The 25933-nt window shown below is 53.9% G+C and carries 22 protein-coding genes and 1 tRNA gene; 16 read left to right on the top strand and 7 right to left on the bottom strand.

Translation table 11 applies throughout. The annotated features are described in order from the left end of the window. Positions 1 to 7: 7 nt before the first annotated feature. The 15 genes from wecB (at position 8) to D1224_RS16895 (ending at position 17130) form a co-directional block, all read left to right on the top strand. The gene (gene wecB / locus D1224_RS15220) at positions 8 to 1093 is read left to right on the top strand and encodes a non-hydrolyzing UDP-N-acetylglucosamine 2-epimerase (RefSeq protein WP_119380786.1); all 1086 of its coding nucleotides are present in this window, start codon (positions 8 to 10) and stop codon (positions 1091 to 1093) included. 1 nt (position 1094) lies between these two features. After that, positions 1095 to 1679, top strand: coding sequence for an N-acetyltransferase (locus tag D1224_RS15215; protein WP_119380785.1), 585 nt, complete (start codon positions 1095 to 1097; stop codon positions 1677 to 1679). After that, the gene (locus tag D1224_RS15210; RefSeq protein ID WP_119380784.1) at positions 1676 to 2773 is read left to right on the top strand and encodes a DegT/DnrJ/EryC1/StrS family aminotransferase; all 1098 of its coding nucleotides are present in this window, start codon (positions 1676 to 1678) and stop codon (positions 2771 to 2773) included. Before D1224_RS15215 ends, D1224_RS15210 begins: the two co-directional genes overlap by 4 nt. After that, the gene (locus D1224_RS15205) at positions 2766 to 3926 is read left to right on the top strand and encodes a glycosyltransferase (protein ID WP_182482332.1); all 1161 of its coding nucleotides are present in this window, start codon (positions 2766 to 2768) and stop codon (positions 3924 to 3926) included. The genes D1224_RS15210 and D1224_RS15205 overlap by 8 nt, the downstream gene beginning before the upstream one ends. Positions 3927 to 4132: 206 nt before the next feature. After that, positions 4133 to 5974, top strand: a complete 1842-nt coding sequence (locus D1224_RS15200; protein ID WP_119380782.1) for an ABC transporter ATP-binding protein — start codon at positions 4133 to 4135, stop codon at positions 5972 to 5974. Positions 5975 to 5983: 9 nt separating this feature from the next. After that, positions 5984 to 7309 carry a glycosyltransferase gene (locus D1224_RS15195; RefSeq protein WP_119380781.1) on the top strand — a complete coding sequence of 442 codons (1326 nt, stop codon included), beginning with the start codon at positions 5984 to 5986 and terminating at the stop codon, positions 7307 to 7309. After that, positions 7306 to 8103, top strand: coding sequence for a sulfotransferase family 2 domain-containing protein (locus D1224_RS15190; RefSeq protein WP_119380780.1), 798 nt, complete (start codon positions 7306 to 7308; stop codon positions 8101 to 8103). Before D1224_RS15195 ends, D1224_RS15190 begins: the two co-directional genes overlap by 4 nt. Before the next feature lie 5 nt (positions 8104 to 8108). Beyond that, the gene (locus D1224_RS15185; protein WP_233350595.1) at positions 8109 to 9149 is read left to right on the top strand and encodes a glycosyltransferase; all 1041 of its coding nucleotides are present in this window, start codon (positions 8109 to 8111) and stop codon (positions 9147 to 9149) included. Positions 9150 to 9262: 113 nt separating this feature from the next. Beyond that, the gene (locus D1224_RS15180) at positions 9263 to 10402 is read left to right on the top strand and encodes a glycosyltransferase family 4 protein (protein ID WP_182482331.1); all 1140 of its coding nucleotides are present in this window, start codon (positions 9263 to 9265) and stop codon (positions 10400 to 10402) included. 31 nt (positions 10403 to 10433) lie between these two features. After that, positions 10434 to 11663, top strand: a complete 1230-nt coding sequence (locus tag D1224_RS15175; RefSeq protein ID WP_119380777.1) for a glycosyltransferase — start codon at positions 10434 to 10436, stop codon at positions 11661 to 11663. Beyond that, positions 11660 to 12766, top strand: coding sequence for a glycosyltransferase family 4 protein (locus D1224_RS15170; protein ID WP_119380776.1), 1107 nt, complete (start codon positions 11660 to 11662; stop codon positions 12764 to 12766). The genes D1224_RS15175 and D1224_RS15170 overlap by 4 nt, the downstream gene beginning before the upstream one ends. Beyond that, the gene (locus D1224_RS15165) at positions 12747 to 13934 is read left to right on the top strand and encodes a carboxylate--amine ligase (protein WP_119380775.1); all 1188 of its coding nucleotides are present in this window, start codon (positions 12747 to 12749) and stop codon (positions 13932 to 13934) included. The genes D1224_RS15170 and D1224_RS15165 overlap by 20 nt, the downstream gene beginning before the upstream one ends. 73 nt (positions 13935 to 14007) lie before the next feature. Continuing rightward, entirely contained in the window at positions 14008 to 15024 is a 1017-nt protein-coding gene (locus tag D1224_RS15160; protein ID WP_182482329.1) for an EpsG family protein, read from the top strand. Between the two features lie 63 nt (positions 15025 to 15087). Then, positions 15088 to 16665 carry a glucosamine inositolphosphorylceramide transferase family protein gene (locus D1224_RS15155; protein ID WP_119380773.1) on the top strand — a complete coding sequence of 526 codons (1578 nt, stop codon included), beginning with the start codon at positions 15088 to 15090 and terminating at the stop codon, positions 16663 to 16665. A gap of 21 nt (positions 16666 to 16686) precedes the next feature. Beyond that, positions 16687 to 17130 (top strand): site-specific integrase, encoded by a 444-nt coding sequence (locus tag D1224_RS16895; protein ID WP_119380772.1) that lies wholly within the window; start codon positions 16687 to 16689, stop codon positions 17128 to 17130. 72 nt (positions 17131 to 17202) lie between these two features. Here D1224_RS16895 and D1224_RS15145 read toward each other — a convergent pair. Then, positions 17203 to 17278, bottom strand: a tRNA-Lys gene (locus D1224_RS15145). A 114-nt stretch (positions 17279 to 17392) separates the two neighbouring features. Here D1224_RS15145 and D1224_RS15140 point away from each other — a divergent pair. After that, entirely contained in the window at positions 17393 to 18112 is a 720-nt protein-coding gene (locus D1224_RS15140) for a hypothetical protein (RefSeq protein ID WP_119380771.1), read from the top strand. Here D1224_RS15140 and tgt read toward each other — a convergent pair. From tgt to D1224_RS15110, 6 genes are all read right to left on the bottom strand, one after another. Beyond that, the gene (tgt, locus tag D1224_RS15135; RefSeq protein WP_119380770.1) at positions 18057 to 19202 is read right to left on the bottom strand and encodes a tRNA guanosine(34) transglycosylase Tgt; all 1146 of its coding nucleotides are present in this window, start codon (positions 19200 to 19202) and stop codon (positions 18057 to 18059) included. The genes D1224_RS15140 and tgt overlap by 56 nt on opposite strands. 45 nt (positions 19203 to 19247) lie before the next feature. Further along, entirely contained in the window at positions 19248 to 20300 is a 1053-nt protein-coding gene (gene queA, locus D1224_RS15130; protein WP_119380769.1) for a tRNA preQ1(34) S-adenosylmethionine ribosyltransferase-isomerase QueA, read from the bottom strand. A gap of 9 nt (positions 20301 to 20309) precedes the next feature. Beyond that, the gene (locus D1224_RS15125; RefSeq protein WP_119380768.1) at positions 20310 to 21206 is read right to left on the bottom strand and encodes a peptidylprolyl isomerase; all 897 of its coding nucleotides are present in this window, start codon (positions 21204 to 21206) and stop codon (positions 20310 to 20312) included. Continuing rightward, complete coding sequence (coaD, locus tag D1224_RS15120; RefSeq protein WP_119380767.1) at positions 21203 to 21697, bottom strand: pantetheine-phosphate adenylyltransferase; 495 nt, start codon at positions 21695 to 21697, stop codon at positions 21203 to 21205. The genes D1224_RS15125 and coaD overlap by 4 nt, the downstream gene beginning before the upstream one ends. Positions 21698 to 21751: 54 nt before the next feature. Beyond that, the gene (gene gyrA / locus D1224_RS15115; protein ID WP_119380990.1) at positions 21752 to 24523 is read right to left on the bottom strand and encodes a DNA gyrase subunit A; all 2772 of its coding nucleotides are present in this window, start codon (positions 24521 to 24523) and stop codon (positions 21752 to 21754) included. 154 nt (positions 24524 to 24677) lie between these two features. Further along, positions 24678 to 25913, bottom strand: coding sequence for an acyl-CoA dehydrogenase family protein (locus tag D1224_RS15110; protein WP_119380766.1), 1236 nt, complete (start codon positions 25911 to 25913; stop codon positions 24678 to 24680). Between the last annotated feature and the right edge of the window lie 20 nt (positions 25914 to 25933).

Below are 25933 nucleotides of genomic sequence, written 5' to 3'. Positions count from 1 at the left end.
AGGCTAAATGCGGTCTGATCCGACTCTGAAGAAAGTTGTTACTGTAGTGGGTGCTCGCCCACAATTCGTTAAGTCGAGCGTGGTCAGCCGCGCATTGCAACGAGAAGAAGGCGTGCAAGAGGTGTTGCTGCATACCGGGCAACATTTTGATACGTCGATGTCCGATGTATTCTTCCAGCAGCTAGATATTCCTGCGCCGAAATACATGCTAAATCTTGGGGGCGGAACGCACGGTCTAATGACTGGTCGAATGCTGGAACAAATCGAAGCGGTACTTCTAAAGGAACAGCCCAATCGCGTTCTTGTGTACGGCGATACGAATAGTACGCTTGCGGCAGCGCTCGCGGCGGTCAAGTTGCATATACCAGTGGCGCATGTCGAAGCAGGCCTGAGAAGTTTCGATCGAAAAATGCCGGAGGAAATCAACCGAATTCTCACTGACCAAGTGTCAGACATTCTTTTCTGCCCTACTGAGTCGGCCGTGCGGAATCTATCAAACGAGGAAATTTACAGGAAACACCCGGCCCAAATAGTACGCATCGGCGACGTAATGGAAGACGCGACGCGCCTGTTCGGTGACAAATCACGACGCCCGCAGAATTGCGAGTTGGAACGCGGTTTTATTCTCGCGACCGCGCATAGGGCCGAAAATACAAACTGTCAGATGCGCTTGAAAGGTATCGTAAAGGGGCTGAATGCTCTCAATCAAGTACGCCCGGTTGTTCTTCCACTGCACCCGCGCACGCGTCATGCACTCGCGCGATTGGACGTGGCGCTCGAGTTCAAGACCATCGCACCAGTCGGGTATTTGGAGATGCTTTGGCTCCTACAACATTGTGGGCTTGTGGCAACCGACTCCGGCGGGGTGCAAAAAGAAGCGTTCTTCCATGGTAAGCACTGCATCACATTACGCGACTCAACAGAATGGGTGGAACTACTTGACGAAGATGTGAACGTTCTTGTCGGGACAGATGCGCGAACTATCGAAAGGGAAGGCATCAGGCGGCTCGATATGGTTGCTGAAAATGACGGCTCGCTCTACGGGGGCGGGCATGCGGGACCTAAAATCGCCAGTTTGATTGCGAAAGCCTAATATGGACTATTTCTGTCACGAGAGCGCCATCATTGACGATGGAGCAACCATAGGGCCCGAAACACGGGTTTGGCATTGGGTTCATATCTGTTCGGGCGCCAGCATTGGAGCAAGATGCTCGCTGGGGCAAAACGTCTTTGTGGGTAATCGCGTTGTCATCGGCAACGATGTCAAGATCCAGAATAACGTGTCCGTCTATGACAATGTTATCCTAGAAGATGGGGTATTTTGCGGGCCATCTATGGTCTTCACGAACGTTTATAACCCGCGCGCTCGGGTCGAGAGAAAGAGCGAATATCGCGATACGCTTGTCCGCGAAGGCGCTACGCTTGGGGCCAACTGTACCGTCGTCTGCGGGGTCAAGATCGGCGCGTTTGCGTTTGTTGCTGCCGGTGCAGTGGTCCGAAAGGATGTTGCGGATTTTGCCCTCGTCGCCGGCGTCCCAGCCCGGCAGATCGGCTGGATGAGCGCGTTTGGTGAGCGACTTGATTTGCCCTTGACCGGCGAAGGATATGCCGACTGTCCACACAGCGGAGAGCGGTACGCATTGACGGGCGATTGCGTGGTTAGAGAGGTACCGTCATGATTGCGTTCGTTGATCTTGCGGCCCAGCAAGAACGCATCCGTGCCGATTTAAATCGCCGCATCGCGGATGTACTGTCCCATGGGCGCTATATTCTCGGCCCCGAAGTCGCCGAACTTGAGGAAAGGCTCGCCGCCTATGTCGGCGTGAGGAATTGTCTGACCTGCGCCAACGGCACCGATGCGTTACAGATTGCTCTGATGGCCATCGGCGTGGGACCGGGGGACGAGGTGATTACGCCCTCATTCAGCTATTTCGCGACAGCTGAAACCGTCGCCGTTCTGGGCGCAAAGCCCGTGTTTGCCGATGTCGACCCTGAGACTTGTCTGGTCAATGTCAAGGATATCGAGGCTCGCATTACCGAACGCACACGGGCCATTATTCCCGTCTCTCTATACGGGCAATGTGCGGACATGTCAGCGATTAACTCCATCGCGGAACGGCACCGGCTCACGGTCATTGAGGACGCGGCCCAGAGCTTCGGCGCTACGCAAAATGGTCAGAAGTCCTGTTCCCTGTCCCGGATCGCCTGCACGAGCTTCTTTCCGTCCAAGCCACTCGGCTGCTACGGCGATGGCGGTGCCGTCTTCACAAACGACGATTCCCTAGCCCCGATATTACGCCAGATCGCGCGCCATGGGCAGGAGCGCCGTTATCACCATGTTCGCATCGGCATCAATAGTCGGCTGGACACAATCCAGGCCGCGATCTTGCTGGCCAAGCTCGATGTTTTTGACGACGAGGTAGTGCGGCGCGACAAGGCCGCCCGACTATATGATGAGCATCTCTCCGGGCTGGATCTTCAACTCCCGGCTGTTCATCCCGGCAACACGAGCGTCTGGGCCCAGTACACCGTGCAATGCGACAACCGAAATAGCCTGGCCGAGCAATTAAAACGGGCCGGTATTCCGACGACAGTCCATTACCCACTGCCGCTACACCGCCAACCCGCATTCGCCGTCGACGCAGTGTACCTAGACAGCGAGCGCTTGGCGAACCAGGTCCTTAGCTTGCCGATGCATGCAGACCTTGAACCTTCCGATATCGCTATGATCGCTGATGCGGTACGTACGTCTCTGCAGCAACAGCATGTTTGATCAAGGAGCCGGAAAGCGCGCACTGCTCATGTGTCTTGGCGATGCGAGCTGGAGTCCGCGCACGATACGCTTTTCACAGCACCTGAGGGAGCAAGGCTATCACATCACGATTGCCTCCAAGCCCCTCACCCGCGATATGGCCTGCGACGCCCATATCCCTCTCGGTCCCGAGCCCAAGCCAAAGGGGCTACTGACACGCCGCCTTCCGGGCTACGCCTATTTTGCGGCCTTCTTGCCAACACACTTTCTGAAAGACATTGCGAATACCCATCGGCATGGCCTCCACGGGTTGGGAAATGCGTTGAAGGCGCACACCTTCGACGTGATCATGGTTCAAGACCTTGCGCTGCTCCCGATCGCGTTACGCCAAAAAAAGAGTGCGCGTATCATTTTCGATGCCCGTGAATATTATCCGGCCCAAAACGAAGAAGATCGGCGCTTCCGGATTTTTGAGCAGCCTGAACGGATACGCTTGTGCGCACGCGACCTGCCCCGCTGTGATGGCGTCATAACGGTCTCGCAAGGATTGGCTGATGCTTACACTCGCAATTTCGGGGTCTCACCAACAGTCATTCACAGCGCAGCAGCCTACCACGACATCGCTCCGACCCCTGTCGATCCGTCTCCTATTCGCCTCGTCTATCACGGAGTGGCAAACCGCAATCGCGGGCTCCAGAACTACTTCGCGCTGATGGATCAATTGGGCCAAAACTTCACTCTCGATCTCTACATTGTGACCAACGACGAAAAGCGCCTTGCCGAGATGAAAAGAAAAGCCGAGGCCGATGGTCGGATTTCGCTGCATCCCCCAGTCCCCTACGATCGAATCGTCAAGGAGATGAACCAATATGACATTGGTCTAATTTACTATGAGCCAACAAGTTTCAATCTAAAACACTGCATGCCGAACAAGATATTCGAGTATATCCAGGCGCGCCTCGCTGTGGCGATAGGCCCCTCGCCGGACATGGCAGCATTTCTGTCGGAACATGAATGCGGCGTTATATCTGAGGAATTTACGGTCGAAAGCCTGGCCGAGGCATTGAATGAACTGTCCGTGGAGCACGTTACAGAACTCAAGAGCCGAAGCGAGCGAGCTGCACTAGCTGCCTCAATGGAGCGGGAACTAGAGCGTTTTGGAGAAATCCTCTAGCTTCAGGTTAAATATGAACCTGTTACCACGCGCCTCTAAGACTTTCCTGAACTGAAAACTGAACCGGCTCACGATTTGTCATTTAGGAAATGATCCCGGTTCACCGCGAAGTTGGGATCCGATCTAAGCGGGTTTCAATCAATACATCGTCTGCCCATCCAACAATCTACACCCATCTATTTAGAAGACTTCGCTTCAAGATTTTTATGCCAATTTTGCACGCAAGAGAAACAAGCAAAGCCCCTCGCGCAAGGACGGTACTCATCACATTACTCACCCCAAGTGAGCGACGTCGGGCACTCGCGGTTTTGGCGCTAGTTGTGTTGATGGCAACATTTGAAACCGTCGGCATCGCGTCGACAATGCCTTTCTTGGCGGTGCTGGGCAATCCTTCGCTTATTGAGACAAATCCGCTTCTGAGTCAGACCTATGAAATCATCGGAACGCCTGGCATTGACCGGTTCCTCTTTCTCCTTGGATCTGGTGCGTTCATTCTATTGGTTATCACCGCAGCGGTTCGGATAGTCACAAATTACGCCATTAACCGCTACACACAAATGAGATCCTATAGTGTATCCGAACGACTATTAAATGGTTACTTCAGACAAGCATATCCATTCTTTCTTGACCGACATAGTGGTGACCTTGCCGCACGAACTATTGTAGAGTCGAGTCAGGCAGTCAGCGCCACAATCAAACCCTTCATGACTTTAGTGGCGAGCATCATCACGATGGCCATGATCATAACCCTACTAGTCGTTGTCGACCCTGTGACCGCTCTAGTGGCTGGCAGCATACTTGGTGGGGCCTATGGATTGATTTTTGCGGTTACCAAAGGGTTTCTGTCGCGGATCGGACAGGAACGGGTTGTAGCAAACCGGGAACGTTTCGCCTCCGTCAGTGACGCTTTGAACGGCATAAAGGTAATTAAGGTTCTTGGTCGCGAGCAAACCTATCTCAAGCGGTTTCGCATGGCAGCCATTAAAGTTGCTCGTTCTCAGGCGGCAAGTATGACACTCGGCCAATTGCCAAAATTCGCCATTGAGGCGGTCGCATTTGGGGGCATTATCCTTCTTTGCCTGGTCCTGATGGCACGCCAGGGAGGTGCGGATGGAGAAGCGCTTGGGGAGGTGCTTCCGATTCTGGGGCTCTACGCGTTTGCCGGCTACCGCCTGCTCCCGACATTTCAGTCGGCCTATCAGTCTATCTCAGCGATGCGCTTTGGCGCTGCTGCCATTGATTCAGTTTATGAAGACTTGGTTCTGCGCGAAGATCTGCACCCTTTGCCGCGCGGAACAGTAGAGCCATTGGGTCTGCATGACAGCATCGAATTCAGGGCCCTTTCATTTAGCTATCCGGGTTCAGACGGCGTGGGCCTCAAAGAAGTCTCAGTCACCATCCCTATCGGCAGCCGCGTAGGCGTCGTGGGCAGTACCGGTGCTGGAAAAACGACATTGATGGATGTGCTGTTGGGCCTGTTGGAGGCAACCTCTGGAGAAATGTTGATCGATGGTAAGCCTATCACATCGGACAATGTGCGCTCCTGGCAACAGACTATCGGTTATGTACCCCAAGAAATATTTTTGGTTGATGCCTCTATCGCTGAAAACATAGCGCTCGGTATGCCGTCCGAACAAATTGATCGTGTTCGCGTTGCCGAATGCGCGCGTATGGCGCAAGTTCACGAATTTATTATCGAGGATCTACCCGAGGGCTACGACACAAAGGTTGGTGAACGCGGTGTTCGATTGTCAGGCGGTCAGCGTCAACGCCTGGGGATAGCTCGTGCGCTTTATCACGATCCCGATCTCATCGTATTCGACGAAGCCACGAGCGCACTCGACAATCTGACTGAAAAAGAGGTCATGGCCGCAGTTGATAAGCTTAGTCGGCAGAAAACAATTATCATGGTAGCTCACCGCATCAGCACGGTTCGCGAATGCGATATGATTCTCGTGTTAGAGAAAGGCAAACTGGTCGCTCAGGGCCCATACACTGAATTGATGATTGATAGCGAAGCTTTTCAAGCCATTGTTGGCGGAGCTTAAGGTGAAGCAATGACGACGGAACCCTCCGACAAGCCCAGTTCTGAGGATCATGTTCTGCGGGGTGAAGACTACGCTCGCATTGGCGACCGCCCTCTGACCTTTTTGGTCATTACATCGACCTTTCCGCCGCGCGGAGGCTCAAGCGTGCAACGCGTGGCAAAATTTTGCAAGTACGCCAAACGCATGGGCGCTGAGCCAATCGTTGTCACAGCGAAGTTTGACGGAGGTCTGCTGGACGAGACGCTGCTTGATGATTTGCCCGAGGATCTTGAGGTTCACAGGGTGGCCGACTCAGTTCTCTCAAAAAACAAAACACTGACTAAGATTACCCGAAAACTATCGAAGGCTTTTTTTCTTGATGAAAACGCAGAATGGCGCACCGCAGCCATCGTAGAAGGTATCAAGATCACCCGTTCGCGCCAGATCGACGCTATATTTGTAAGTTATGGAAGTATTTCGGCTCTGCTAGCTGGAGCGAAAATTTCATATATTGCAAAGAAACCTTTATTTATTGACATTCGAGACCTCAAAAATAAAAATCGATTTAACCGAAAACGTATAACATCGCCACGCCCGTTTTCAAGTTTTCGAATCGATGGTATTGAGAAACGTATCTTTAATTCCGCGAATGCCTTTAGCGTCGTATCCAAAGGTTATCATAGCATATTGAAGAATTACTACAATATTAATGGGAAGCAAATTAGTCTCATTTACAATGGATACGACACAGAAGATTTCTTTACATTGAGAGATAATGTCGAGACGTCATCTGACGAGAAGGTCATCAGGTACATTGGTTTCATTACACATCCAGACAGCCTCCATAAGCTTATTGAGGCAACCGCTATCATTAATCAGCGTCGACGGGATGAGGGACTAAAAGACGTTCACCTCGAAATTGTTGGATCAAATAATCCTTCTGAGTACCAACGTATAATTGATCGGTGCTCTGGCAAAAACTGGTGTAGTTTTTTGGATTATGTAGATCATTCAAAAGCAATAAAATTGATGAAGTCTGCATCAGCACTTGTGCTGCTTCAGCATGCCGAGGCAGGTGTTTTGACTGGTAAACTATTCGAATATATCGGGTCAGGATCTCCAATACTTCTATTGAATAATAACAATATAGAGCTTTCGAAGGTTGTTAATGAATATGATCTGGGCGAAGTGGCTTCGTATCAGAACGTTGCCGGCATTTCTAAAGCAATTGACAAGCTGATGGCGCACTCCAGTCCGTATCGGTCGGCTGCAGATGTTCAGATGTTCAGAAGGGACTATCAAGCAACACAGTTCCTCAACGCACTCTATCAAATGTGTAAACTTCAAAAATCATGATCATCAGTGACAAATTTCAATTTGCATTTATTCACATCCCAAAATGTGCAGGAACAAGCATAAGGAATCATCTTGACCACCTTAATGAATATTCAGAGTTCTCTGCCGGAAGAATAAATAGCCATCCGATGTGTGGATTTATGGACTATACACACATACCACTAGCAAAATTGAACGAATACTTTTTTTATGCTTTTGAAAAGGTTTGTGCGTACGAGAGCTTTGCGCTCATACGAAATCCGTACGAGAGATTTTTTTCATCTTTGTCCCAGCACTCTCGTGTTTACCTAAACACAAACATCGCGTCTATGAGTAAAAAACAAGTTATTGAGAGTGCAAACAGTGTTTGTGATCAGATTTCTCAGAAAGACTTGATCGATGATTACCGTTTCATTCACTTCGAGAAACAATCGAATTTTCTCGAAATAGACGGAACTCGGGTCGTTAAAACTGTTATTGATGTTAGCGAAGCACAACGACTGCTAGATATCATAGCGCAGATTACTGATGAGCCCTCAAGTGAAGTGGGAGAGAAAAATGCGGCCCGAGTTTTTCAAAGTTCCGCCCATCGAAAATTAACTCAGCTTGCAAAGCAAATTAATCTTGTTCGTTCGCTCGGTCAAAAGCTTCCAATGGTATCTCATTTGGCAAGAGAGATAATGTATAAGCCCGCTAAAACTAGTTTGAGCAGGACTTATATGACTAAATGGCTTCGGGACTTCATAGATAACTATTATGCAAGGGATTTTGAAATTTGGAGAGAGTTAAAGGCGAGAGGAAGGTCGGCTGATTGAGTAACGTGTTTTTATCTGTTGCCATGACGACTTTCAACGGTGAAAGGTTTTTAACTGAGCAACTTGATAGCCTCTTGGCACAAAAAAGATTGCCCGATGAGCTTGTTGTTGGTGACGATCTATCTGAAGATAGCACGATCCATATTTTGAATGCTTTTCGCTCAAAAGCACCGTTCGACGTGAAGATACATCAGAACCGTGCAAGGCTCGGTTTTGCTGAAAACTTTCTCAACACGGCCAGACGATGTTCAGGGCAATGGGTGGCTTTTTGCGATCAAGATGATGTGTGGCTTCCAGATCGGCTCATCGAGGTCGAAGCAACAGCTCTAGAGCGCCCGGGACTGAGCCTCATTTTACACCGGGCCGAGCTGTGTGATGAGCATCTTAATGTGTTGCGCGGTACTTTTCCGCCACATCCAGGTAAAGGTTATTTCGGAGCAAATAGGCGACCAGGCTTTTGGGTTTGGCCAGGGTTTCTAATGGCCGTGAATTCTGATCTGATACGTCAATTAGATGATTCTGTTAGACCAATCAGTTACTATCGTCCGGACGGTCAGCAACCTCACGATAAGTGGTTTTCTATGATCGGGAATGCTCTGGGCGGAGTATATATCATTGATCGAAAGTCGGTATTGTATCGTCGTCACGGCGGAACAGTCACGGGGAAGTACGATAGGAAAACCTTTGTTGAGCGTACGCTTGAAGCGGGTCGAGTAGGAGCTGCTAACTACAATCATCTCGCTGCCGCAGCCCGGTCTTGTGTGTCAGCCTTAGAAAGAACAGCGCAGCAAGTGGTAAACAAGGACAAAGCTGAAAAATTTTTGATTTCAGCAAGTCATTTTGAAGGACTGCGTCGGACTTATGAATTGCGAGAAAAATTATATTCGCACTCATCTTTCTTAGAACGCTCTGGGGCTTTTTACTCATTGCTCATGTCACACGGATACATTGGTAACCCGTTTCGAAGTTTAGGATTGCGGGCCTTGGCAAAAGACTTCCTGCGATTACTCGTTGGTAGCAGAATATGGAATTCAAAACCAAGGTAGCCTTTCAAGTTTGTTCAATAGTTCTAAGCAAGCAGGGTTCAACGCTTAACGTCTCGCTTGCGAGCAGGGTGTTCTAACTAGTTGAAGCTTTGGGGCCGTGCGAAAGCAGTCGTTTGAGTTTTGTCATTATCCACGTCATCGAAACACTAGGCCGCGGTGGTGCGGAGACGCTTCTGACCATTGTTCTGCCGGAGCTAAAACGTCGAGGCCATGACGTCTCAGTTTTCGTGCTTAAACCGCCATTTGACCTGAAACCTCAGCTTGAGGCCGCTGGCATCCCGGTCCACGTGCTGCCCCCCCACCGCAAATGGAATGTTGTCGCTGGTGCGCGTAACATTGCGTCCAAAGCTGAAGAGCTTGATTGCGATATTATTCATGCGCATCTCTACTTTCCCACTGTTTATACAGCGCTCTCTAGGCTCCGAGGGATGACCCGAGCGCGAACCTGCGTGACGTTTCACAACCTTGCCTATGCACCTGGGGCTAACAAGGCTGGCGTAGGCTTGTGGGCGAGGCGTCAATTATTAGCACGTCTTGTTCCTCCCGGTTTTGATTATAAGCTAGCTATCAGCGGTCCTGTTGCCAGCCATTATCAAGATGCGCTCAGGCTCGCCGACACCTCAATCTCAGTCTTGCACAACCCGGTCGATCTAAACGCGGTTGATCGTGTGTCAAGCGCACTATCGGGCGGCGATACCGACAATCGCTCGTCAGTTCATCTGGTTCTTCCCGGACGGCTCGTCCACGAAAAGGGGCATTGTGACTTTCTGGATGCTCTTTGCAGCCTCCGAACCGCAGGGCTCCCTTTCAAGGCGACCTTAGCTGGGGATGGGCCTATGCGTGGTGAGATTGAGGCGAGAATTACCGCCAATAGGCTCGAAGACCGTACATCCATCACGGGATGGCTCACGCACCGCGAGCTCCTCACCACCGTCGCGACCGCGGATATCGTTGTAATTCCTTCCCGGTTTGAGGGTTTCGGACTGACCGCGCTCGAAGCCATGAGTTTGTCGAAGCCGGTGATAGCATCAAAGGCTGGCGGGTTGCCCGAACTTATGGGAGATACGGGGCGGCTAGTGCCGATTGGTGACAAGGGTGCGCTGACGGATGCCATTTTAGAGATCGCTGATGATCCCGTGTTGCGCGGGGCAATGGGAAGGGCAGCACGCTCGCGGGCAGAGGCACATTTCAGTCTACCAACGATTGCTTCTGAACTAATTGAGATTTACGAAAGCCTGACGTCTGAGCATTAGCCAGGCGCGCGCTGACGAGGCCACAGATTCTATGACGTCAGTTCTCTACATTTCTTATACAGGTCTGATGGATCCTTTGGGTCAAAGCCAGGTTCTGCAATACATCCTGGCCCTTGGGCGCGCGGGATATCGCATGACGGTACTCAGTTTTGAGAAACCCGATGCTCTATCGGATACCACTCGCGTCGCCCTCGTGCGCGCGCAGTGCAAGGCAGCCGGCGTTGCGTGGCGTCCACGCATCTGGCACAACAGGCCTAGTGGTACTTTGGCGACATTGTACGATCTTATCGCAGGCCGGCAGCAAGCGATCCGGTTGGCCCGAGAAATAAACGCTGATATCGTGCACTGCCGTAGCTATATTGCCGGGCTGATGGGCCTAGCGGTCAAACGCGCGACCGGAGCGCGTTATATTTTCGACATGCGCGGCTTTTGGCCAGACGAGCGTGTTGATGGCGGGATCTGGTCAAAAAACAGTTTGCCATACCGCGTCTTCAAACTGGTCGAGCGGCAGCTTTTCTTGGGCGCCGATCACGTAGTTTCGTTAACGCGTGCGGGCATTCGAGAATTCGAGGCCTTCGAATATCTAAGGGGACGCACGCCCCCCTCTTCCGTTATCCCGACCTGCACCAACCTTGAAATGTTTCCACTCTCGCCTTCCGAAACCTCCGCTAACGACGCGCCGGACTTCACTTTGGGGTATGTGGGCTCGGTCGGCAGTTGGTATCTGTTCGACGCGGTGGCCCAGACTGTGGCCCGCGCCTTTGAGATGCGTCCGGACGCGCGTTTTCTTGTAATCACGAAGGGAAATCATGAATATGTGCGCGAAACACTTCTAGCAGCGGGCGTAGATTTGGCTCGCGTCGAAATCCACGGCGCGGCGTTTGACGAGGTCGGCGCCCATATCGGGCGGATGGATGCGGGTTTGTTCTTCATCCGTCCGGCCTGGTCGAAACGCGCCTCCTGCCCAACGCGCATGGGAGAGTTCCTAGCCTGCGGCAAACCGTGCCTGACAAATGGCGGTGTGGGGGACGTGGCCGAGGATATCAATGAAACCGGCACGGGAATTGCGTTGCCGCCGCTAGGGTTAGATGGGGTGGTTCTGGACAATCTCGACGCCGGCCTGCAACAATTGTTTGAAATGGCCGCAGATCCCGAGATGCCTCAGCGCTGCCGTGCGGCCGCCGAGGCGCGGTTTTCCTTATCGGGCGGCGTGAGAGACTACGCAGCAATATACACTTGGCTGAAGCAGTTGCACCCATGACAGAGCGAGCAATTCGCGTCTTGTTTCTTACGCGCTACCCGGTTGAGGGGGCCTCTAGTCGTTATCGGGTCTTCCAGTATATTCCGTATCTCGCAAGCCATGGGGTCGAGGCCACGGTTCAGAGCTTTATGAACACGCCGATGTACCACCTATCGCTCGGCTCTGGCAATACTATAGCAAAAATCCTCGCCACCCTTAGAGCGACAGTCCATCGACTCTGGGCCCTGCGAAAATGGCGCCACTACGACGCGCTATATCTACAACGCGAACTGCTGCCTTTCGGACGCCCCGTGATCGAAGGTTGGCTGAAGACACGCGGTGCCGTGTTGTTCTTCGACTATGACGATGCGCTCTTCATCAAAAAGCCGTCACGCTACAACTGGATAGCCACCGCACTCCGCTCAGGAGACAAGACGCGCAAACTGTTTAGACTGGTGCATTGCGTAGTCGCCGGAAACAACTGGCTGCGCGATGCGGCCGTCGAGGCTGGGGCGCTGCGGGCGGTGACGCTGGAAGTGGCCGAAGACACTGCACGCATCCCCATGCATACCCCGCATTCAAATGATGCGCCGGTGACGATCGGCTGGCTGGGTTCTCCGTCTACAGTAAAGTATTTGAATTTTATTGAGCCAGCACTGCAGGCGATCGCCCAGAAGAATCCCCATGTTAGATGGGAGATCATGGGTGGGAAAGAATTCACGATGGACGGGATTAATTGGACGCTTACCGACTGGTCGCTAGATCACGAGCTAGCTGCGCTCGCCCGCTTCGATATTGGCCTCATGCCCCTGCCGCCAGAAGATTGGGCGAGAGGTAAATCGGGCGGCAAAGCAAGAACTTATATGGCTGCAGGCGTCGTGCCTGTGGTAGCGGACATCGGCTATAACAGAGAACTCATCCGTCACGGAGAAACCGGTTTTCTGTGCGAGACACTCGACGACTGGGAGAGCCATCTAAGCAAGCTCATAGAAAGTGCAGAGCTGCGTCAGCGTATCGCTCATGCGGCCAGAAACGAAGTTGAACAGCGTTTTGCCCCGGCTACGATTGCTCATGATTTGGCGTTGCTGCTGAAACAGGTGATAGATGACGTCAAAACCCATTGATGTGATCGTGCTTGGCCTATCTCCAACAGGCCTTTATGCAGTGAGGGAGGCCGCGCAGGCTGGGTACACCGTCCTGGGAGTAGGCGCACCGGGCTCACCAGGTCTGCGGTCCCGCTTCCTCACTGATCACATTGCTGAGAAAAGCGCCGAAGCCCGTGTCGCAGCCGTTATCAAGCGCGGCTCCTCCTATCAAAGCAAGAAGCCGGAATTGATCGTTACATCAGATCAAGATTTAGCAGCGGTCTCCGCAAACGCTAGCGCCCTGTCGAAGGTCGTTGAATTACCTAAGTCCTACAAAGATGGACTGGCAATTCGTCTGATGGATAAGGGACAGCTCTACTCTATCTGCGATACTTTCGGCGTGAGCTATCCAAAAATTTGGAGGTCGACGTTGAGTGAGGCGAAATCGCTCAAAGACAGCATTGCTTATCCCTGTATGATCAAACCTGCACGCATACATGAAGTGAAACATCTTATGAAAGGCCAAAAGGGCTGGGTAGTAAAAGAGGCAGGTGATTTTGAAGCGACCATCCGCAGTATACCTGATGAAATCGACCTGATCCTAGTACAAGAAATTGTGGCAGGTCCCGAAAGCGAGATCATGCTTTGGGCGGGACATATCGACGAGAATGGTCGAGTTCGGCAACGTTTCACCGCCAGAAAGCTCAGGCAGTATCCGCCAGGTTTCGGGTCAGCCTCACTTGTTCAGAGTGAAGTTTGTGGCGAAACCGCATCAATTGCTGAACAGCTCTTGTTGGGCCTAGGCTATGAGGGCGTCGCAGCTGCTGAATTCAAAAGGGAACCAGCGACTGGAAAACTTAGTCTGATAGAGATCAATCCTCGGCCATCTCTCTGGTTCTCAGTCAGCACATATTCCAACTCAAAAATAGTGGAAAGCTATCTGAACAGTGATCGGGACACCGAAACTTCTTCATCGGCGCGTCAGTTAGACGGCGTCCGATGGCGCTATTGGCTGAAAGACGTGGCGTCCCGGCTCTTTTACGCGACCCACCGCGACTTTATCTTGGGCGCTCCAAATTCTGAACGCTCTGGCCCTGCCCGCGCGCACACATCGGCTGTTTTCTCCATAACCGACCCACGACCCGCACTTAGCGAAATCGCCTCTTACGCAGCGAAAGGGTTTAACCGTATCAGTCGGCGCCGATAAATATGTTCAAATTATGTGCCTGCAAAGAGCTCAGTGAAAGCTTAAAATGCTAACCTACCTTGGTATCTACTCCATGCTAACCTTCGCGGGATTATCTTCCGGCGTCAGGAAAATCGGCATTTATATATTTTTTGTATCCCTCTTTCTGATTTGGTTCATGGGATTCAGATACTATACCGGATGCGATTATACAGGCTACCTGAATAGGTGGAACAATTACGCTCTACCAAACGACCTAAGCAATGTTTTCAAGGGCGAGGAAATAGGATTTTCGCTCCTAGTTTACTCCGTAAAGTCTATAAATCTAGACTATACTTGGCTGAATGTTTTTGCCTCCGTTATACTCGTTTTTTGTTATTCTATTTTTGCAAAAGCGCATCGCTGGTCCGGCATTATTTTAGCATTACTATTTCCAGTCGTGATTGTTCAACTTGGAATGTCCGGCATTCGACAAGCATTGGCTGGCGCATTTTTAATGCTCGCCTTTAATGCATTTATATCTGAGAAAAAAATTCGTACGGCTATGCTAATTCTTGTCGGCATGCAGTTTCATACCTCAGTTGTGATGTTCCTACCGATTGCACTATTGGCTGGCGAGAAAGTCGATACGATTAGGCTTGCAGTAGCCGTTGCAGTTATTGGACCCGCCGCGTCATTGCTGCTTGCTGATCGTTTTGACACCTACGCAGATCGATATATCGACCAAATTTATGGATCTGTCTCATCCGGGGGAGCAATTATTCGATATGCCTTAATCGCGCTTCCTGTTCCGTTTTTTCTCTATTATCACAGGCGCATTAGAATAGATTTTCCACGTGTCTATCCTTTTTTGAAACTGATCGCATTAATTATACTCTCTTTATCGCCACTTATAATACTTTCCTCTATCGCTTTGCACCGCATTAACTATTATGTTATGCCAGGGTCTATATTACTATGTGTATATGTCGGCGCGGTGTTGGCGCGGCGCACCCAGACCGGGCATCTACTCTTTCTCGCTTCTTATGGGATTTACTCTTTGCTTTGGTTTCTTTCATCACGACACGCCCAGTTGTGTTACGTTCCTTACGAAAATACTTGGACGTTATAGCGCAGCGAATGGCCGTGTGGACTTGTCGCTTTAAGCTGGGCGTATCTTAACTCCGCTCCTTACATGGCAAGACGCATCGCCCTTATAACTGATAGTCTGCAATACGGCGCTTGGCAGACCGAAGCGCTGCGACAGGGTTCGCATAAAAGCAAGATTGTGCTCATTATTGCGCTAAGGAAGACGCAGCATGGGGAAAAGATAGCAGCTCGTCAGTTCGTCATTGAAGCTGTTAGATCAATATGGCTACGGGTACCGAAACAGAATAAGGGCTCCAAGCAACTAGAACAGTCTTCTGTTGATTATCGATTCATCTGTCCGACAACTGACCAACACATATGCGAAGATGCCTTGGAAGCTCACCAAATCGACACGATAGTTGATAGCAGTTTGGATCAATTCGCCAGTGGCCTAACGAAGTTTCATGGGACGACGATTTTTTCGTATTCCGAAAGCGCAGCTCAGAAACTAGTGCTGTCCAGCTTTGTCAGGGAGCAATCCAAAACTCCGATAGGCCAACTATCGTACTCGCATCAGCCAGGACATCCCGGAGATGGAGTTAGTCGGTTATTGCCCGTATGGGCTAAAGTATATCCGTATTCGCTTCGAAGGTCATACCAAGAATTCCAGCGGATGGCTAATGCTACTCTTATCACTTCATTCAATCAATCCGAGCAGGCCCCCATCTTCTCACCTTCGAGCTTAGAGACGATACAGGATGAGCTTTCTGGCCCTGCAGTCTTGAGTGTCGTGCTCCAAACGTTCCTCAAAAGCTTTAAGAGACTTGTCTACGGAGCTTTCTTTGAGAAAAACTGGAGTGTTGGGACCAGTAAAGTTGATTTTAGTCCCTTAGATCAAACGAAGCTCACAAAAGCTGATATCGTCGAGATACCGACCCACTCTGCTTATCGCTTTTTCGCAGACCCTTTTTTTTCTTCGGACGGCAAAGCAATACGGTTGGAGGGGCTCAATAAGGCGACGGGCCTCGGCGAAATACTAGAAATAACATCAGATGGAAGCATCTCCCCAAACCCAATTAAAAAGGGAAAACACTATTCATATCCTCAGTCTTTTGTGTACAACGGCGACGAATTTCTGCTTCCTGAAGTTGGCAGTCATTCTGCACAATACATCGAAAAAATCGGTGATCAATCGGAGAAATTTTCTCTAAAAGGTTTGGAGAGTAGCCGTATCGTGGACGCAACGATGCATTGCGAAGATGGATACTGGTACTTGTTTTTTGGCTTTGCGGATACCGCACATGCGATCTTGAATCTTTGGATCGCTAGCGATCTTTTTTCAGAGTTTAGACCCCATCCCTCTAGCCCTATATGCTTGGATCCCGCCGGCGCGCGAATGGGAGGCGCTATTTTCCGGAAAGACAAAAATCTGTACCGATTGGGGCAAGACAACCAACGCGGATACGGCGAAGCAGTCAACGTTTATAGGATCAAAGAACTTAACCCGAACCGATACGTTGAGACTGTCTGCGGAAACGTTTCTGTAGACGGCGCTTTCGGACCTCATTGCCTCAATAAGAGCCCAGACCAAAAAACTCTTGTCCTAGATTATTACAAGGACGTTTTTTCATTCGCAGCAGGTTGGCGGCGGTTACTAGCGAAATTCGCCAAGGGCGCAGCATAGGCGAGTGAGTATCGGGAATGCATTAAACCCCTCTCAAAAGCCGTTGCTATCCTGCTCAAGAAGCCACAGTCCCACTTATCAGACGCAGAATGTCCTTTTGTTTCTCCATCTCGAACAGGCACTGCGCTAAAAGAAGTGAGAAGAACCTGGGCGCGGGTCTTGAACGAAGCAGGGATCGAAGGTTTCAGGCTTCATGACCTCCGCCACACATTTGCGAGCCTAGCTGTATCCAAGGGAAATAGTTTGCCGGTTATCGGTGCCCTGCTCGGTCACACGCAGACTCAAACGACCGCAAGATACGCCCATCTATACGATGCGCCGCTGTTGGAAGCGGCTGAGCAGGTCTCGCAGGCAATAACTCAGCGCACTCGAGACGCTGCGCCACGAAGAAAGCCAATGCCTGTTCGAAAAGCCCAGCGGCCCGCGAAGGTGAAGCTTCGCACACCAAAAGCAAAAATACGCTAGTTTCTGAAGCCGAAGAGGGCGTCGAAGCACGCCTGAGTACTTCGCCACAAACATCTGAATTTACGGAGAATATGGTACGCCCAACAGGATTCGAACCTGTGACCTACTGATTAAAAGTCAGTTGCTCTACCAACTGAGCTATGGGCGCGCCGAAGCGTGGTAACTAGTCGACTGCGGTCCGGAGGTCAACGCGCTGCAACGTCCTAATTGCAGATGAAATTGCGCCACTTTTCTGCCGACTTACTGTTGTCTTCTATGCGGCATGAAACAGGTCGCTTTCTTTGTCCTTTTTTCCACGTCTCTGGCGCTGGCCGCCTGCGCCAGTAAGCCAGCTGGCCAGGCTGTATCGCAAACGCGCTCGGGTTTTACCGACGCGGCCCTTTCGCCGCTTGAGGACCTCAATTTGCGCAAGGATGAGGTGCCGGAAGTCCTTGCTGCGATCTCAAACCCATACAAGGTGAATACCGCCGCAACCTGCAGCGAACTTGCCGCAGAGATCGAGACCCTGGATGCCGTTCTTCCACCAGACTGGGATGAAGTGACGGAAGAAGAACAAGCCACCCTTTCAGAGCGCGCCGCAGACACAGCTTCGGATGGGGTGCTCGGCGTAGTGGCGTCCGAGGCGCGTGGCCTCATCCCCTATCGCGGTTGGGTGAGACGTCTCAGCGGTGCCAATAGCCACGATAGAAAAGTGCGTGCAGCCTTCGATCGCGGACGCGCACGCCGGACCTATCTGAAAGCGATTGGCCGTACCAAGAATTGCGAGGGGATCGCGGCGCCCGTCTTTGCTGAGGAAAATGAGCCAGCGGTGGTCTACCGTGGTGACAAACCGCTGAAGACCGAGGCGCCTGCCACATCGTCACCTGCACCGACGCCAACCGCGACAGAGGCCCGAACACCGCCGCAGCAGGAGGGCCCAGTTGACCTCAGGCACTCTTCGGCGCGCGTGCAGACGACTTCGTCGCTGCCCAACGATGACTGAGCTCTGCGCGTAAAGCCTCAAACCTGTTTTCGACTATTGAGAGCCGTATCTCCGCCATCAACGCCTGGAAGAAGGCGGTGTTATGCCATGAGAGGATCATGGCGCCGAGATACTCACCGGACTTTATCAGGTGATGCAAATAAGCTCTTGTATAATCTTGGCTTGCCGGTGATGGAACAGCTTCATCGACAGGCGACATATCCTCGGAAAAGCGCGCATTTTTGAGGTTGATAGGCCCCTCCCATGTCCATGCCTGACCGTGCCGTCCGGCGCGGGTCGGCAGAACGCAGTCAAACATGTCGATGCCACGCGCGACGCTCTCGACGAGGTCGATTGGCTTTCCCACCCCCATCACATAACGCGGCTTCGCCTCTGGAAGGTGTGGTACCGTCATATCGATGGTCGCGCACATCTGATCATGGCCCTCGCCGACGGCGAGACCGCCAAGTGCGATGCCGCCAAAGCCCTGCGAAACGACGCCTTTGGCCGACTTTTCGCGAAGATCCGGAAAGTTTGATCCTTGAACGATGCCGAACAGCGTTTGTGCGTCACGGTCTCCGAAAGCCTCCAGGCTCCGCGCGCCCCAGTCCAGCGATAGATCGAGCGAGCGCTCGGCCTCTTCATGGGTGCAGGGAAAATCGGTGCATTCGTCGAGCTGCATGGAGATGTCGGCGCCCAGCAGATCTGCCTGGATCTCGATACTCCGTGCTGGCGTCAGACGATGTTCGGAGCCATCAATATGACTCCTGAAGGTTACGCCGTCCGCATCCATCTTGCGAAGCTGTGACAAAGACCACACCTGAAAACCACCGCTATCTGTCAGCATCGGCCCCTTCCACCCCGAAAATGCGTGCAGGCCGCCGAGGCGTTCTACCCGCTCGGCACCCGGGCGCAGCATCAAGTGGTAGGTATTGCCAAGGATGATGTCGGCCCCGGCCTGTTCAACCTGGTCCATATACATCGCCTTCACCGTCGCTGCGGTCCCGACTGGCATGAAAGCAGGTGTGCGAATATCGCCGCGCGGCGTTTTCAGAACGCCGGTGCGGGCTTTGCCCTCGCGGGCCTTTATCTCAAACGGGAATGTCGCCATGGCCGCGGCTCTAGCGATTATCGCTCGCAAGGCAAGTCCAGGCAGTCAGGGAAGCAGCAGGCAAGCATCGCCATAGGAATAGAAGCGGTACTTCTCCTTGACCGCATGCGCATAGGCTGCCTGCATTACCTCAGTCCCCATCAGCGCGCATACCAGCATGAAGAGCGAGCTTTCCGGCAAGTGAAAATTTGTCACCAGCGCATCGGTCGCTTGCAGCCTGTCTCCGGGCTTCAGGAAGATATCGGTCGGCCCTAGCGTCGGCACGATCTTCCCATCCTCGACAGAGCTTTCCAGCGTGCGCAGCGCCGTCGTGCCGACCGGGACGACCCGCCTGCCCGCTGCACGAACTTTGTTCAGCCGGTCGGCAACCTCAGGGCTCACCCGACGCCATTCTTCATGCAGGCGTCCGCTTTCCAGCTGGCTTTCTTGCAGGGGAGAGAATGTCCCCAGACCGACATGCAGGCGCACCCACTCGCTCGCGATACCTGAAGCCGTGATTTCGTCACGAAGGCGTGGCGTGAAATGCAGGCCCGCGGTCGGCGCGGCCACAGATTGGGCCTCCTCGCCAGCAAAGCTCGTCTGGTAGGTCTCACGGTCTTTTGCATCGGCCGACCTGCGCCGCGCGATATAGGGCGGCAATGGCATCGCCCCGAACGCGTCCAGCGCCTCGTCCAGCGCCTCTCCCGCCCGATTGAACTGCAGCAACAGATCCGCGCCTTGACCTTTTTCCGTGATGATTGCTTCGAAGTTTTCGCCGAACGCGATCGCATCGCCCAAGCGCAGACGCTTGCCGGGCCGCGCCAGCGCTCTCCAGGTGTCGGGGCTTACACGCTCAACGAGATTGGCATCAATGTTCACATCTGTGCCTGCCGCGTCTCGCGCCGGGCGTACGCCCTTCAGCGCGGCCGGAATGACACGCGTATCGTTGAAAACCAGCGTGTCGCCAGATGTGAGATAGCGCGGCAGGTGACGTATGCCAGCATCCTCCAGCCGGCCATCGCCGTGCACAACGAGCAGGCGCGCGGAATCCTGCGGCTCTACAGGCCGCAGTGCGATCAGCTCGTCAGGAAGCTCAAAAGCAAAGGCGGATAGGTCCACCCTGCCCTCCTAGTCTGCGACGACGGCAGGTACGCGCATCACGTCGCAGATATCGGTATCGGTCTGGTCAGCTTCGGCAAGGCGCGCGGTCCACTCTTCGGTGTCGGTGCGCTGCACGAAAACCTGCGGCTGTTCACCCTCAGGGAGGTCGCTCACCATATAGGCACGGGTCAGCTGGTCAGGATTATTGATCGGCACACCCGTACCCGCTGGACCATGCTTGATCGAGCGCACGACGTCGAAACCGTCCACAACGCGGCCCCATGCCGTGTATTGCTTATCGAGGTGATCGCCCTGGTGACGCATCAGAAAGAACTGGCTGTTCGCAGAATTCGGATCACCGGTCCGCGCGGTCGACACCACACCAGCGCAATGCGGAATCCAGCGTTCCACGGCCGCGTCGCCTGTCAGTTCAGCCAGGAACTGCGCTTGCGTGCCCATCGGAAAGCCCATGTAGAGACCTTGCGTCGCTGAATCCCTCGGCCCGATGACGTTCATCGGCATCTCGCCCGGATTGGCGCGGAAGGTAAACTCACCATTGATACTGGGAAGACCGGAGCCTTCGCCATTCATGGCCATGATGTCGCCGCCCTGAGCCATGAAGTCGTCGATGACACGATGAAACTTCGTACCGTCCCATTTGCCCTCACTGGCGATTGTGCGGAACTGCTGGGCGTGCGCGGGCGCCACCTCTGGCAGCATTTCGATAATGATACGTCCCTTGGTGGTCTCCATGACCATCAGGTTCGCGGGATCGGCTTGTCGCCAGGCATCCGGCGACGCCTCGACGTCCTCCACTGTGAAGACCGGTGGCTCCGGCGCCTCAGATGTCCCCTGCGCACACGCGGTTGCGCCCGCCATGCCTGCAAGAACCAGCGTGCTCACCGCAAATGTCGAAAATCTCACTTATACTTCTCCAGAAGCTTGGCCCGCACGCTTGGCGTGACGAACGATGAAATATCGCCCCCGAACTTCGCAATTTCCTTCACGAGACGCGAAGCAACAGCCTGATGCTGAACATCCGCCATAAGGAAGACGGTTTCAATCTCGCGGTTCAGCTGCTCGTTCATCGCGGTCATCTGGAATTCGTATTCAAAGTCCGAAACAGCACGTAGCCCGCGAATGATAACGTGCGCGCCGCAGGTTTCAGCAAAATGCATAAGCAGATTGTCGAACGAGCGGACTTCGATCTCGACGTTGCGAGGATTATGCAGCTTTGCCGTCTCTTCCTCGACGATGGCGGTGCGCTCATCTAGCGAGAAGAGCGGCTTCTTCGCATCATTCACGGCAACGCCGACGATCAGCTTGTCGACCAGTTTCAGCCCGCGGCCGATAATGTCGAGATGTCCCGCAGTAATGGGGTCGAACGTCCCCGGATAAAGCCCGACACGTTGCATGGACACTCTCCTCGCATAGTCATCATTCTGGCGTCGCCCCAGAGCAGGGCTGACTTATTCTTCCTCTGTATCGTCTTCGCCGTCTTCTACAAGGCGTGCTACGGAGACAACCCGCTCACCCTCATTTGTGCGAAGCACCCAGACGCCCGACGTCGCACGGCCTGCAATACGGATCTGGTCGACCCGTGTGCGGATCAATTGCCCCGCATTCGTCACCAGCATCACCTGGTCATTGTCGTCGACGGTGAAGGACTGAGCGATCTGTTTGACCGGCCCCTTCTTCTTGTCAGAGCCCCAGATGTTATGCGCGACAAGGCCTTTACCGCCGCGGCCCGTGACCCGGTAGTCATAGGAAGACGAACGCTTGCCCATGCCATCGTCGGCAACCGTCAAGATGAACTCTTCGGCTGCGCCCATCTCTGCGATACGCTCCGGGCTCAGCGAGACGTCGTCCTCACCGCCATCGTCCTCGTCGTCTGCAATGGCTTCGTCCTCATCTACCTCTTCACCGGAGATCGCGCGCATCTTCGCAATCTCGTGTTTGCGATAGGCGCGGGACTCTCCAGACGTGAAATCGATATGGTGCAGGATACCGAGTGAGATGACTTCATCGCCCTTGTCCAGACGGATACCGCGCACCCCGGTAGAATTACGGCCCGCAAAGACACGAACATCATCGACACGGAAACGGATACACTTGCCCAGAACCGTGGTCAGCATGACGTCATTCATGTCGGAACAGATCTTCACCGACACGATGCCATCGCCGTCGTCGAGCTTCATGGCAATCTTGCCGTTGCGATTTACCCGCGTGAAATCGGACAACTTGTTACGTCGTACATTGCCGGATCGCGTCGCAAACATGAGGTCAAGTTGCTCGCGCGCCGCCTCGTCATCCGGCAGAGGCATAACACTCTCGATACGCTCATCCTTTGACAACGGGAAGATGTTTACCAGCGCCTTGCCCCGCGCTTGCGGAGACCCGATTGGCAAGCGCCAGACCTTCTCCTTGTAGACCATGCCTTCAGAGCTGAAGAACAGGATCTCGGTGTGCGTATTGGCCGTAAACAGCCGCGTGACGAAATCCTCATCCTTCATCGACATGCCAGAGCGGCCTTTGCCGCCGCGATGCTGGGTGCGGTAGGTGGAAAGCGGCACGCGCTTCACATAACCGCCATGCGTCACGGTCACGACCATGTCTTCCCGCTCGATCAGATCTTCATCGTCGAGATCGGCATCGACAAAGGTGAACTCCGACCGGCGCGGCACAGCGAACTTCTCTTTCACTTCGCGCAGCTCGGCGCGGATAATGTCGAGGATACGCGGGCGCGAACGCAGGATGTCCAGAAAATCGGCGATCTTGTCGGACAAGCCCTTGGCTTCATTGCCGATTTCGTCGCGGCCAAGTCCAGTAAGGCGCGACAGTTGAAGGGCGAGGATAGAGCGTGCCTGCTCATCAGACAGATAGATCGTATCGCCTTCGGCCCGGCGTGTCCGCTTGTCAGCGATAAGGTCGATCAGCGGCCCCATGTCCATCATCGGCCAGGCCTTGGCGAGCAACTGCTCGCGCGCCGCGTTCGGGTCCGGCGCGTTCCGGATGATGCGGATGACTTCGTCGATATTCGCAACGGCCAGCGCAAGACCGACGAGAACGTGGGCACGGTCACGCGCCTTGTTCAGCTCGAACTTGGTACGCCGGGCAACCACTTCCTCGCGGAACTGGATGAAGGCTTGCAGGACAGCACGCAGGTTCAGCTGCTCAGGGCGCCCGCCATTCAGCGCCAGCATGTTGACCGGGAAGGAGGTCTGCAGCGGCGAGAAGCGGAAGAGCTGGTTCAGCACGACATCTGCGCTCGCATCCTTCTTGATCTCAATGACCACGCGAATGCCGTGGCGGTCGGATTCATCGCGCAGGTCGGCAATGCCTTCGATACGTTTGTCACGCACCAGTTCGGCAATCTTCTGGACCATCGATGCCTTGTTCACCTGGTACGGGATCTCGGAAACAATGATCGCCTGGCGGCCGGACTTGACCTCTTCAATCTCCGTCCGCGCCCGCATCAGCACTGAGCCGCGCCCTTCGAGGAGAGCTTTGCGCGAGCCTGCATAGCCAAGGATCAGGCCGCCTGTCGGGAAATCGGGGCCCGGCACGATTTCGAGCAGCGCCTCATCATCGATGCCCGGCTCGTCTATCATGGCCAGCGTCGCATCGACGACCTCGCCCAGATTGTGCGGCGGGATATTGGTCGCCATACCGACAGCGATACCACCGCCGCCATTGACGAGAAGGTTCGGATACTGCGCTGGCAGAACCATCGGCTCCTGCTGGACACCGTCATAGGTGTCCTGGAACTGGACCGTGTCCTTGTCGATGTCCGCAAGCAGGTATTGCGCCGCCTTGGTCATCCGCGATTCCGTGTAACGCATCGCGGCTGGAGGATCGTTGTCGATCGAGCCGAAATTACCCTGCCCGTCGACCAGCGTCAGACCCATTGAGAAAGGCTGCGCCATCCGCACGAGCGCGTCATAGATCGCGCTGTCGCCATGCGGGTGGAAGTTACCCATCACGGCACCGACAATGTTGGCGGACTTCTTGTACGCCTTGTCCGGTGTATTGCCGTTGACCTGCATCGCATAGAGAATGCGCCGGTGCACCGGCTTCAGGCCATCACGAACATCGGGCAGAGCGCGGCTGACGATCACGCTCATGGCGTAATCGAGATAAGACCGTTTTAGTTCATCCTCGATATCGACCGGATCGATACCGTCTTCATGCGGGGTTTCTGGCGTTTCCGGCTCGTCCGGCGGAGTGGTCTCGTCGCTCACGGGCTTTAGCCTCTTTGTCTGCTTTGCGCGCGGCGTCGAATCGCCCGCGATCACTAGCTTTCAGACTAGCAAACGCAGCCACCCGACACAAACTGGAGCGCCGCTTTTCAGCAGCGCTCCCCTGTGGCGCGAAACCGGCTACAAAGCCTTGTAATTACAGCAGGTCGCCGCCCGCCGCGGCCGCCGTCGTGCCGTCCTTCTTGAAGGCGCGGATAACGTTCTTGCCGGTAATCCATTTGTGGACCTCATCCGGGCCATCGACGAGGCGTTGTGAGCGAATATGCGTATACCAGGCCGCCAGCGGTGTATCGAGCGAATAGCCAAGCGCGCCGTGTAGCTGGATCGCCGTATCGACCACCTTGTGGACCATGTTCGCGAGGAAGACTTTGGCGATGCCATTCTCCTGGCGAAGGTCCATGCCGTTCTCGGCCTTGTAGGCGATATGCATCAGCATGAGGCGGGCAATGTAGAGCTGGCTCGCGCACTCAGCAAGCATGAACTGGACGCCCTGACGGTCCTCGAGGCCCTTGCCAAACGTGGTGCGGCTGGTGACTCGCTCGGTCGCAAGGTCCAGCGCCCGCTGCGCCATGGCGACATTGTGCATGCCGTGGCGCAGGCGCCCATAGGCAAGCCTGTGCTGGCCCATGGCAAAGCCCTTGCCCTCGCCCCCGAGCAGATTCTCCTGCGGGACGCGAAGGTTCTCGATCTTCACCTCGGCATGACCGCCGCCCATGATCTCATAGAGCGGGCCATGCACGGCCATGGTTGGGATATCGCGGACAATATTATAGCCTTCATTCGGCAACTCGACGATGAAGGTCGAGAACTGCTCATGGCGCGGCGCTTCCGGATTGGTCTTCGCCATGACCACGGCGATGTCGGCCACACTGGCGGCAGAAGAATACCACTTCTCGCCATTCAGCACGTAGTGGCTGTTGCCGTCCTTTTCGGCGCGCGTCTGCATGCCGGTCGCGTCAGCGCCAGCCGCTTTCTCCGTCATCGAATAGCAGACGCGTTTCTCGCCATTCAGGATCGGCTTGAGGAATTTCTCTTTCTGGTGATCGGTACCATGCGCGAGCAGCGTCAGCATGGTCGCGTCATCCGGCCCTTGCGAGTTCATCGACAGCGCGCCGAGATGGCTCTGGCCGAGTTCCATCTGGACGAGAGCATTGGCGAGCGGGCCAAGCCCCATGCCACCATGTTCTTCAGGGATAAATGGCAGCCACAGTCCTTGGGCGCGGGCCTTGCCGCGCAAGTCGTTCAGGACCGTCTTGTAGTCCTCGCCGTCGGTAAGCCGCTTTTCGGCCGGAATACACTCGTCCTGCACCCACTGGCGCACCTTCTCGCGGACCTTTTTTGCGTCTTCCGGAATTGTGAAATCAATCGCCATGTCTCTCTCCCTGGTCGTTC

Origin of the sequence: Henriciella barbarensis, from assembly GCF_003576345.1 — a bacterium.
Taxonomy (GTDB): domain Bacteria; phylum Pseudomonadota; class Alphaproteobacteria; order Caulobacterales; family Hyphomonadaceae; genus Henriciella; species Henriciella barbarensis.
The sequence above is the reverse complement of the archived record's forward strand: the minus strand, read 5'-3'. Positions and strand labels throughout refer to the sequence as shown.